This is a genomic window from Dactylosporangium sp. NPDC005555 (genome assembly GCF_040605635.1).
Lineage (GTDB): Bacteria > Actinomycetota > Actinomycetes > Mycobacteriales > Micromonosporaceae > Dactylosporangium.
Genome location: NZ_JBEXDG010000122.1, coordinates 1 through 10,844, shown reverse-complemented (window position 1 = coordinate 10,844; position 10,844 = coordinate 1). Strand labels below are relative to the sequence as shown.

The following is a 10,844-nucleotide window of genomic DNA, read 5'->3' as shown; positions in this document are numbered from 1 at the left end:
CGTCGATGGCGCCACCATCATCGCCGTTCAGGGCACGCTGACCGCTCAAATTGGCTAAGGCCGTGGCTAGTTCGGCCCCGTGCGCGGCAGGCTCGACTTCGGCGAGACGCCGCCTAATGTCCACCACCTCTTGGGCGGCATCGGCTGCCTCGGCGGCGCGGTCAGCGCTCCCCAGATGGGTGCTGTAGTTCAGCAGGGTGGTGGCGAGCATCGCCTCGTGACTGCGCGGATCGTCCCGGCTCAGCGTCCTGATCATCTGCACGGCTTCGCCGATAGGCTCTACGGCGTGGGCGGCGTCACCGGCTTCCGACAGAGCCAGGCCGAGGTGCAACAGGCATCGGGCGAGGTCAGGATCAGGATGCTCGTCAGCGATCGAGCGAAGGATCTCGACGGCCTCTCTCGCCGATTCGACTGCCGCTCGCTTCTGTCCCATATTCGACTGTGCAGCGGTGAGATTAGCCAGTGCGTTGGCGAGTTCTCTGCGATGTCCTTCCGCGTTGTCTTCGGCGACGATGCGGTACAGCGTCGTTCCCTCCTGCTGTGCCTCGAGGGCCTCCTGGTGCCGTCCCACCGCGCTGAGTTCAGCGCCGAGGTGCATCAATGCCACCGCGAGCGGTTGCCGGTGCGGGTCCGAATCAGCGCCCGAAGACCTTTGGACCACCGCCATGGCCTGTTCCGCGCGCTCCAGGGCGCCGGTCCGGTCTCCGGTCTGCGACAGCCCGTGTGAGAGGTTGATGAGCCGGACCGCCCGAAGGAGGCCTGTCTCGCTGGCTGGCACGGCGTCGTACAGGCGTTGGTAGACGAGCAAGGCGGGCCGGGCGATGTCTGCCGCGGAGTCCGGCAGTTCCCGGCCGACCAGTTCCAGTACCTCGATCGGCGCGTGACGTGCCACAAAGTCGAGCGCCGGGCGCGAAGCACACCGGACCAGGCCGGGTGCCTCGTGGAGGAGTTCGAACAGCAGCCGGGCGACGGGCTCGTGGTGCTGTCCCGCTGCAGCGAGTATGCTCAGGCAGCGCCGTACGGCATCGTCGTCGATGTCAGATTCGTCTTCGTGCAGCTCGACGACGTCGGACACCGTCGTCAGGGCGTCGGGGTTCCGGCGGACGTAATCACCGATGAAGTCCTCTGCCAGCCGATCGGGCACCAAGGGCAACATGACTGGAGTCCCCGCCGTCGTCGTCTCGCCTGCGGGATAGAACCGAGCGTGCAGCTTGACCAACTTACCCGCTTCGGCCGGCCCGTCGGCGAGCTCGGCCCGCCGCAGCGCCCATGTTCCGGCAACGCGGCCCCGGAGCGGCCCGAACAGGGTCGCGATGAACACGACGCTCACGAAGGCATCGGTCAGCGGTCTCCCCTCCGCTGCTGCAATCGCGTTCCAGTACCGCTGCTCCTGGCGGAGCAGGAAACTGGAGAGATCCGAGCGGACTGGGATCGATTCGCCGTCCCGCCGGGCATACACCGCGGCCAGGGCGGCCATGTGCAACATCAGTGGCGACTCGAAGGCGTCGTCATCAATGTCACTAGGTGGCGGTACGACCACGTCTTGGTATCCCGACTCCGCAGCAAAGGCGGCCGCAGCTTGGGAGAACGCGGCTATGCGGTCTCGTCCCTCGGGCGCGAACGGGCCGAGGACGACGGCGCCGCCAAGGGCGACACCGAGCCCGTCCATCTCGGCTGCGATCGCGTGCCACTGCTCCTCTGATCGGCCCAGCAGCAGTAATCGCAGCCGTCGCGTCGCTACGACATGGTGAGCGGTGCGCGCCAGCTCCATTAGGTCCAGGTCGGGCCAGCGATCTGCGTAGTCCACGACGATTAGCAGGGGCCGCGAGTCGGTACTGGAAAGCTCCTGAGGTTCCGTGCTCGCCCTTGCTGACCGATGCTCGGCACGGAGTACTTGCCAACCGACACACGCGGAGATCGAGGCGAGGTGGCGAGCGAGCCGGGTCTTGCCCTGCCCGCCCGGGCCGTATAGGTATAGCACCGACGAGCCCGGCCCCGGGTCGTCGCGCCACGCCATGAGCCGAAGCTCATCAGTGGTCCGAGAGTGGTAGGGAACGACCGCCTGATGAGGATCGAGTAGCCGACTCGGTTGCGGCCGCTGTTCGGTGCGTTGACTCGGATAGCATTCCAAGTGAAACGGATGGCCACCCATCACGATCAATGAACCGTAGTGACGATGGTCGTAGTACGCCGACCTGGCATCGCCAAGGACGATCCCAGAGTTGGCGATGCCGCCGTGGTCAGCCGACGCGGTACCAGACTCGGTAACGTTGGTTGCGTCGGGTGTCGCAGGGAAACGAGCGTCGCCGGTCGTCATGGCCGTCGTTCGCGCTGGACGCCGGTGTTGGCCACCGAACCAGGGCCGTCAGCGATCGCATCCCCCGAACGCGTTACCTGGGCTGGCCGGTCATCGCCGGAGCCCTGCAGGCCCGTGTTCGCCAGTCCGCCGCCTGTAGCATTGGCGTTGCCGGTGTCCTCCACTCGGTCCGGCACCGGTGAGGATGTACCTCCCGGGTCAGGCAGCAAATACGGTGCTACCAAAGCGACCAACGCCACAACAGCGCTGATAACGCTCGCCGCTTTATCTGCCCTATCGAGCCCGACCGCGACGAGATAGCCCGCCAACACGGCAACGATCACGCCGCTAACCGCGCGCCCTGCCCACACCCACCGCTGGTTCCGATGCGGCACAACGACCACCTAACGCCAAGGTCAATGGATTCGATTGAACTCAGTCTACAAACAAGGTTCTTCACTGAGTGACCTCCCGGCAATCTGGAGACAGAGCCGGTCCTACGATTCGATGGCCGCAATTCAGCGACATCGGTCGACGTCTAGTACGAACGACGACTTCCCCGACACGTTCGGTTGCGCGACGATTACCGCGTGAGCAGACGTGCTTGGCGACGAGCCATTTGGGCCTTCGCCGTCCTCGTAACCTTGACCGCGATCGCGGCCGGTGGTCGGACCCTCGGTGTCTGGCATGCATTGGAGAACGACGACTCGGCCGGCTCATGGGACCGGCTCAACATCGTCATCACTCTGGTCATCGCCACCTTGGCGGCATTTGCCGCATACATTCCTTTTCTTCAGGGGCGACGCGCCCGCCACGCTGCGGCCCGCACCCTCGCCGCCCCGCCGGAAACTGGACCGCCCCAGCTCGCCGCCGAACACGACCCGAACGTCGCCGATCGTGATGCCGAGACCGGGCGGCTTACGGCGATGATCACCGACGACGAAGCCGGCGTCATCGTTGTAACCGGCGCACCCGGCATCGGCACCAGCACTCTGGTCATCCACGCCCTGGAAGCGAACGGCATGTCGCCGGACTACTCACACCAGGTGACACCGCAGACCTTCATCGACGTGGCTGCCATCGTCTTCGCCATCGAGCTCTCCTCGGGGCGGCCGGTCGGCGCGGTCCGCGAGGACGAACCCGTGCTCGCCCGGCTGGAGATGGCGATTGACTCCCTCGATGGCCAACCCATCCTGATCGTGATCGACTCCGCGCATCACCAGTTCGACGAGACCACCGGCCAACTTGAGGATCTCGCTCTTGAGGAGGCGTTCGAGGCCGTCGCCAGCCGGCCGCGGTGCGGAGTGAAGATCGTGCTGATCACGCGGACGATACCGGTAGCCGCCGAAGGGGGCACTTGGGTTCGGCCCGACCGGTGCGTGGAGGTGGGTGGTCTGCCGTTCAACTGGTACAACGAGGTTCTGATGCGCCGCACCGGCGGTCGTCGTCGCGGGCAGCTGGCGTTGACCGAAGTCACGCAGCAGCGGCTGTATCACCGCTTCGGCGGCAACCTGCGGTCGGCTGAGCTCTTTCTCGCGCTTACCACCGACGCGCAGGCCGGCCAAGACCCAATAGCGCTCGCCGGCGATGTGTTGCGAGCGAACGAGGACGCCGGCGAGTTTCTGGCCGGCATGCTGATGGAGCGGGCCGGTTCGCTTCGCCGCGGCATCCTGCGTGCCCTGGCCGCCTTTGGCGCACCGGTCGACATTTCCGACGTCGCCGCTTTGATTTCCATCGATGATCCACAACGGGACGCTAGCTCGCAAGGCGCCATCGAGTACCAGCTGCACGAACTCGTGTCACTGCACGTCGTCCGCGCTGGAACCGAGAATTTCTATCTCCCGTTCGGTGACCTCGACCGGTTGCTGACTGAGCGGCCTAGCGAGACGAGCCGGGCCGACCTGCTCTTCGGTGCGTTCAAGATTCTGCGAACTAAGGCTTTGAACGCTGGCTCCGTTGAGAGCGTGCAGGACCTCCACAGTCACTTCGCCGCAGTGCAGGCTCTGCTGCGCGCGGGTCACTGGGACGCCGCCTTCCGCCTCATCGTGGAGATCGACAAGGTCCTGAGTCAGTGGAACGCGGGATCACGGCTGCTGGCTTCCCGGGCACTGATCAGTGACCGGCTTCTGGACGACGGAAACCGTATGGCGAACTACAACAGCCTCGGAAATCTGTACAGAATGCGGGGCGACATTCCCCGGGCCCGACACGCGTATGCCCAGGCCCGCCGTATTGCCGGCGACGACGAAAACATCACTATGAAGATCGACGTCAACCTCGCCAGCATGCACTGGGCGGCCAACGAGGTCGACCTTGCACAGGGGCGCTACCAGGCCGCGCTCGACACGGCGCAGCGCCAGCACCGCGCCCAGGTCCAAGCCAGCGCGTACGAGGGGCTCGCCCGGTGCGCGCGACGCCTTGGCGACTACCCGAGTGCCCTTGAGTACGGCAGGCGGGCATTCGAGGCCGCCGAACCCGACCGTTTGACCCATGTCGCCATTCGCCTTGCTCGTTGGCACCACGAACTTGAGGACGACGAAGCCGCACTACACTGGCTGGCTGTCGCGAAACCCACACATCGCACCCCGCAGCGATCGCTGCAGGCCGCCTATCTCGACGCTTCCGCCGACATCCTCCTTGAGCGCGACCAGCGCACAGCCGATCGTCAGGCCCTGCAGGCGGTGGACCTCGCGCTTCCCATGCACGATCCGATCATCACCCTGCAGGCGCGGACGACTCTTTGCTGGTCGCGCCTGCTAAATGCGGACGCCAAGGGCGCCCGGCGGGAGATCCTCAAGGCCGAGCGGTATCGCGGCGGCGAGAACTACCTAATCGTGCTCGCTCTGCTTGGCATCACGCACCATGAGGCTGATAGCGCCAAGGCCTGCGACTATTTTCGAGCACTCCTGAGGTCCGCGGAGCCCCGCACCGTGCCGTCCCGCCGCGACTTCGCTGCGCGGCAGCTCGCCGGCGTCGCCCACTGCGGTCTGTATCTCGCCGATGAGTCCACTCTCGACAAGGCGATCGAGTCGTTCGAGTCCGCACGGAACGATCTCGTGGCGGATCGCCCGGTCCGGCTTCTGCGCAGATTGGACTTTCTGCTTTGCCAGCTCGACTCGGCCGAACATCCGAGGCTCGGACCGGTCCGCGACGTCCTCCGGCGCGATCTCATCGCCCAGCACTGAGCTGAGCCGCCGGCGTCATGCCCGGCGGTCGGGCGGATCGGACTGCAGCCAGCCCTGCTCCAGCGCGTACATGACAGCCTGCATCCGATTGTGCACACCCAACGCCTGGTAGAGCGACTGCAGCAGGCGGAACATCGCTCGTTCCGAGTAGCCGGCGTGCCGCGCTAGCTGCGCAATGGTCTCGCCCTCCGAGAGTCGCCGGAGCCACGTCACTTGCTCTGCCGAGACGCCCGCTGGTTCGGATGAGCCGGCTCCCGCTAGTGCGGTCGCGACCGCCGACGGCATGACGGCTTGGCCCCGGGCGGTCGCCTCGATTGTGTGTCGCAGGACGTCTCCGGTTACGTCTCGGCTCAGGACGGACCGGACGCCGAGCCGGATTGCCCGCACGCCCGCCTCCACAGACCCGTCTGCCGTCAGTCCGATCACGTCGCAGCGAGACGGCAGGTCGGTCAGCCGCGCCAGCAGGCTCCAGTCACGCGCCGCCGCTAACGTCAGAAGCAGCACGCCCCGCGACGTCTCGTGGAACCACGCCAGGACATCGTGTGGCGTCTCCACGTCGAACCCGTGCGCTGCCAGAGCAGCCGCAACCCCCTGACAGTACAGCGGAAGGGGATCGACGACCGCGACCAGCATGGCCCCGAGAGTAGGCAACTGGGCTTGTCCGGCCATGCAACCTCGCCGACTCTCTGGCAGGTTCTGCCGCCGCTGCGAGCACACCTCTGCCAGATGCCCGTCATGGAGCCGCGCACATCGGCGGCCGTACCGTTCACACAGGACGCCGCACTGGGAGGTCCAATGTCCTACGACGATGACAGAGGCTCTGACCCGAGCGAGGAGATCACGCCGAAGGACGTGGACGAGTTCCGAGAACGGCGACGCCGCAACGTGCCGCCGGTGACTGCGGACATCAGGGACTACATCAACAACGTGGCCGACGCGAATCCCACATACGACGATGAGCTTGTCTGTCTGACGGTCCACCGCTCCCGACCTCACATTTCACGGGACGAGGTCTACCGCGTCATGGCTGAGCGGCGCCACGCGCACCGGCGGCAATAGGACCGCCAGGACCGACTTCGTGATGCCGCTTGCCGCCGCAGCCTATGTTTGTTGGGTTCGTTGCCCGGCCGACGCAATCGCGACCGGAGGCCCCGCCGTAGAGCTGCTCTGTCAGTAATCGGTTCAAGCGGTTCGCGGGCACTGCTAGGGTCCGTCTGCTCGGCCCACGCCAGATCCGGCACCTGGTCGCCTCGAACCTGCTCGATCTCGGATACGGCATCCCGGAAGTCGCATAACGCCTGGGCCCACGACCCAGCGACGTTGATGCGCTACTACTCCCGCGTCAACGCCGGACGCCGCCGCCAAGCCGCCGACGACCTCGCCACCCTCGTCGCACCAATCGAGGCCGTCACGCACCCCGACGCGGTCACCGCGGCGCTGACCGCAGCCTGAACACCAGCATGCCCGGCAGCTCGTTTCTCCGCGCGCGGTCGGTATGGACGCAACATCACGAAGCGCACTTGATTGGGGTGCGCTAACAACGCGCTCACAGCGGAGATCAACTCCAGGCGGACACGGAAGCATGACGCAACACCGGCCAACCCGCAGCAGCGTTAATATGAGGAGGTCACTTGGATGTGGGAACACCGGCCGACACGAGCCGACACTCCACAGTGGAGTCGTTGCAAGCCTGGGGGTCAAGGGGTCGTGGGTTCGAATCCCGCCGTCCCGACAGCGTGAGCTGGGAATATTCAAGCTCATGATGTACACATTGGACAGTTCTTGTTAGCGCGCGCTAACGATGGCGCTAACAAGAACTCGGCCAAACCGGGCAGAATGCCCTCGTCAATGCCGGGTTGGTCCCTTTTGGGCACATCGCACTTGATGCAAAAACAAGTGCTGTCCGTGTCGCGGGATGCCATCCGTTAGCGTTCCGTTCGCCGTGGATGTTCACCGGTCGCGCCGGCCAACCACTGCGGCCGGGCAACGTCACCAGCCGCCTCTGCGCCTGCCGAATACCTCGCCCGTGAAGCTCAAGCGGCATGTTGGTACTCGTGCTCCTGGCATGAGGGGCCGCCACGCCGTTAGCGTCAGCATGGGTTCCCATTGACGACTACCCGCTGTTGAGGCGTGGAATGTGACATGTAGGCGCAGCAGTTTAGGATCGAGTCCAGGGAGCGGTGACTGCTCGCGCGATGAGCACTCGTTGCGCAATGAACCGCATCAGATCGATGTCGAAATGAAGTGCGTAGGCCTCTTCCCCGAACGGCAACAACATCGGCTGTGCCGCCCTACCCCCATCCTCCTTGGTGTGCACGATGCGGCACCGAATGTCGTAAATCCGCCGAGCGACTTGATCAATGATTCGCTCGTTCCGATTCTTCGCGTTCAATAATTGGACGCCTTGAATCGTTGATTTGCCGCTCATGGCCTCCAGCATGCCGGGGCGACTCTCAAGGAAACTACGAAGCGAAGACTCGTCCGTGCAGCCGGATATAGTCGTCGTCAACTGTTCAAGCTCGCTGAAAAATGGCTTCCCGCTGACGCTCGCGGTAAGGGAAACCAGGCGAGTGACATCACGGTCGTTATCAAGGTCGAACTGAGGGTCTCGTAGTGCCTGCTTGATTCGCTGAATAACCTCGCCTTGCGTAAATTGTCTAAAGTAGAACTCCGCCACCTGATAGTAGGCAAGGAATTGAAGAAGCGGCATCGCTTGCGCCGATCGTGCGTACGAGTACAAGGAGACGGCGTCTTCGGAATACCTAGATTTGGGCAACTTCAACTGGCGTGCGTCCTGCTGGGACTTCCGAATAAGGAGCCGCTTACGTCCCTGTGACGAGGCATCAAGCATGAGCGGGATGTCGTATAGAAGGTCAAGCTCGAAGAAGACTGCTGCTGAAACTGTTTCGAGAAGCCGCAGCGCATCGTCATGGGTTGAAACGCCGCAGTCGCCGATGGTCAAGCTCAGTCGGGATTGCTTGGGGCGAAGGCCGTGGAAGCTAGCAATGACCAATGCCGGGGTTGCGGTGCCCAAATGTACCGAAACACTGTCACGATCAGTGGCTGGCGCAAGAGGAAGCCGCCATGATTTGGACGGAGTGTCATCCCATTGTTGTAACTCCCCGGTGATCACATCTTTCGCGAACAAGTTGCGAAGCATTGACTTGACGGGGAGGATCGAATTTCCTGTAGCAGACGCAGCTATCGCCTCAATAGTCCCGTCTTGCTTATTCCAGACAGCACGATACCGTCCGAGGAAAGTCCAGTTTTCGAAATCGATCGAACTCATATTGGGCGCGATGTCAGCTTCAATTGACACTCGCCTCCTTGCCCGACCATTCGGAAAGTCGATGTGTAGAACATCTTCGGTTTCGTTCGGCTCCGAAGGGTCATCGGATCCAAATACTTCTACTGCCTCCCATTCGCAAGGCAGCTTCGCCGCCTCGGCTCGTTCCTTGAGTGATTGAAGGTCCGTCATCTCTCTCCTTGAACAGCCAGCCGAGCTGCCCCGCATCGCTAACGAGGAGACACCGGCATAGCACATCACCGGCGTTCGGTGCTATCAACTTCCTGCCGGCCTGCCAAGCCCGCCCCTCGTCTTGCCGCTCCTTACTCTTGTCGCCCGGCATTGAGCAGGGGGCGTCCCGGCGCTGGCGCCGGTTCGGGAAGGTCTATGCCTGGGTCACAGAGACGGACTGGTCGCCAGCGGCCCGGATTTCTGCAAGTGCGCTCGGCTCAGTGGGAGCAACAAGCGACGCTGAGCCTACAGCGTCAGCTGCGTCCCAAAGATCCTCAGCTTGCGCCCGGAGCGCAGCGGCAGCTGAGTCAGGAATGCGCATGAATACGGTATTAGCAACGCCAACGGTGTTCAACGAGGCACCCAGCATGTAAACAGGCCCCTCGTCCGACACCAAAATTCGGTCATGAAGCGTCGAGCTCGCGGTGGCTCGAATCTCCATGTCAACGACGGCCGCAACTGCATTGAGTGCAGTGCGAAGCTCCGCGCGCGCCTCGGAACTGCCCTTGTATTGCTTTGAAATCAGCACGCGGTTAACTTCGGTATTGTCGAGAATGGTCTCCAACTCCCGCAGGCGGAAGTAAGGATCAACGAGTAGCGCAGAACCAATAGATGCGATTTGACCAACAAGTCGCGCGTAAGCAAACCGATCCGTCGTCTCCAGCACAATGACCGTTGATTCTTCGGCCCTCTTGACATGCCGTGCTTCCGCCAGCATGGCCAAACCCAGCTGGGTCAGAGTTAGTCCTCGCTCATCTTTGACCCACCGAATCCGAATCAGATGGTCCAACACACTCTCGTCCGGAGCGCGCTCGCCCTGCGGGCCAAGCACGTCAAAGGTAGCGCTCAGCATATCGGCAATCCTTAAAACCCCGGCACCCATGCTGTTAGGGCCAGGGACAAAGTGGCCCTTCCTCGGCGTCGGCGAGGAGTGCCACGCATGCGCCTCTTCCCTTGAAGGGCGGTAACGTGATCGGTTGCATGCCTCGATAAAGGCAAGCATCCTGTGTTGGGGCAGTTCCACAATCTGCACCATGGCACTGTACGCCAGCCAGGGCGGGCATCGACAGTTCGTTTCTTGCGGAGCCATCGGTTACCTCGGGAGCACAGTGCTCCACTCGTGGTCTGCGCGGGCCCCGCTCGGGGACCAGCTGGGGACCACGCATCCTCCGCGATCACGCACGACATGCACTCAAGGACACGCCTTGATCGCAGGCATATCGTGCTTGACGTGCGGAAACGTTAACGCCAATGGCCTAGGGGTCAAGGGGTCGTGGGTTCGAATCCCGCCGTCCCGACAGCGTGAGCTGGGAATATTCAAGCTCATGATGTACACATTGGACAGTTCTTGTTAGCGCGCGCTAACGATGGCGCTAACAAGAACTCGCCAAACCGGGCAGAATGCCCTCGTCAATGCCGGGTTGGTCCCTTTTGGGCACATCGCACTTGATGCAAAAACAAGTGCTGTCCGTGTCGCGGGATGCCATCCGTTAGCGTTCCGTTCGCCGTAGATGCTCACCGGTCGCGCCGGCCAACCACTGCGGCCGGGCAACGTCACCAGCCGCCTCTGCGCCTGCCGAATACCTCGCCCGTGAAGCTCAAGCGGCATGTTGGTACTCGTGATGGACATCGCAAAGCCGGTCGTGTCGGCGTCTGTCGAGGTGAGCGATTCGTCGTCGATCCGTGATCGACGTGGGGACGGCTCGTATCGGTGCGGCTTGTTGTCATGGATTGGTGGGCTCGATGGGCGTTTGAGGTTCCCCCTGAACAGTGGACAGGGCTTTAAGCAGCTCTCGCTGTTCCTGTCAGGGAATGCTCAAACCGGACGGGGCTATGCATCCCGATC

At 63.3% G+C, this 10,844-nt stretch carries 8 protein-coding genes; 4 read left to right on the top strand and 4 right to left on the bottom strand.

The genetic code is table 11. The features are described 5' to 3' along the window. Positions 1-1,807: tetratricopeptide repeat protein (locus tag ABZS58_RS50395; protein ID WP_354791901.1), on the bottom strand; the 1,807-nt coding region annotated here is incomplete at its 3' end. A 1,133-nt stretch (positions 1,808-2,940) separates the two neighbouring features. Here ABZS58_RS50395 and ABZS58_RS50390 point away from each other — a divergent pair. Further along, positions 2,941-5,481, top strand: a complete 2,541-nt coding sequence (locus ABZS58_RS50390) for a tetratricopeptide repeat protein (RefSeq protein ID WP_354791900.1) — start codon at positions 2,941-2,943, stop codon at positions 5,479-5,481. Positions 5,482-5,496: 15 nt separating this feature from the next. Here ABZS58_RS50390 and ABZS58_RS50385 read toward each other — a convergent pair whose 3' ends face one another. Next, positions 5,497-6,114, bottom strand: a complete 618-nt coding sequence (locus tag ABZS58_RS50385; RefSeq protein ID WP_354791898.1) for a DNA-binding response regulator — start codon at positions 6,112-6,114, stop codon at positions 5,497-5,499. Positions 6,115-6,276: 162 nt separating this feature from the next. On the opposite strand from ABZS58_RS50385, the gene ABZS58_RS50380 reads away from it, so the two are divergent. Both ABZS58_RS50380 and ABZS58_RS50375 read left to right on the top strand, forming a co-directional pair. Continuing rightward, positions 6,277-6,540 (top strand): hypothetical protein, encoded by a 264-nt coding sequence (locus ABZS58_RS50380; protein WP_354791896.1) that lies wholly within the window; start codon positions 6,277-6,279, stop codon positions 6,538-6,540. Between the two features lie 264 nt (positions 6,541-6,804). Beyond that, on the top strand, positions 6,805-6,933 hold the full coding sequence (locus ABZS58_RS50375) for a hypothetical protein (RefSeq protein WP_354791894.1): 129 nt from the start codon (positions 6,805-6,807) through the stop codon (positions 6,931-6,933). Positions 6,934-7,639: 706 nt separating this feature from the next. Here the strand turns inward: ABZS58_RS50375 and ABZS58_RS50370 are convergent. Together ABZS58_RS50370 and ABZS58_RS50365 are read right to left on the bottom strand one after the other, a co-directional pair. Then, positions 7,640-8,959: a hypothetical protein gene (locus ABZS58_RS50370; RefSeq protein ID WP_354791893.1), complete on the bottom strand. Its 1,320-nt coding sequence runs from the start codon at positions 8,957-8,959 to the stop codon at positions 7,640-7,642. A 193-nt stretch (positions 8,960-9,152) separates the two neighbouring features. Beyond that, a complete protein-coding gene (locus ABZS58_RS50365) occupies positions 9,153-9,851 on the bottom strand; it encodes a hypothetical protein (protein ID WP_354791892.1) in 699 nt (232 codons plus the stop codon). Between the two features lie 754 nt (positions 9,852-10,605). On the opposite strand from ABZS58_RS50365, the gene ABZS58_RS50360 reads away from it, so the two are divergent. Further along, positions 10,606-10,844 (top strand): hypothetical protein (locus tag ABZS58_RS50360; RefSeq protein ID WP_354791890.1); only part of this gene is annotated, 239 nt, incomplete at its 3' end.

What these genes read in the sequence shown, in the direction of transcription:
- ABZS58_RS50375 (WP_354791894.1), top strand. Translation starts at nt 6,805, where the DNA reads ATGCGCTACTACTCCCGCGTCAACGCCGGACGCCGCCGCCAAGCCGCC.
- ABZS58_RS50380 (WP_354791896.1), top strand. Translation starts at nt 6,277, where the DNA reads ATGTCCTACGACGATGACAGAGGCTCTGACCCGAGCGAGGAGATCACG.
- ABZS58_RS50365 (WP_354791892.1), bottom strand. Translation starts at nt 9,851, where the DNA reads ATGCTGAGCGCTACCTTTGACGTGCTTGGCCCGCAGGGCGAGCGCGCT.
- ABZS58_RS50385 (WP_354791898.1), bottom strand. Translation starts at nt 6,114, where the DNA reads ATGCTGGTCGCGGTCGTCGATCCCCTTCCGCTGTACTGTCAGGGGGTT.
- ABZS58_RS50370 (WP_354791893.1), bottom strand. Translation starts at nt 8,959, where the DNA reads ATGACGGACCTTCAATCACTCAAGGAACGAGCCGAGGCGGCGAAGCTG.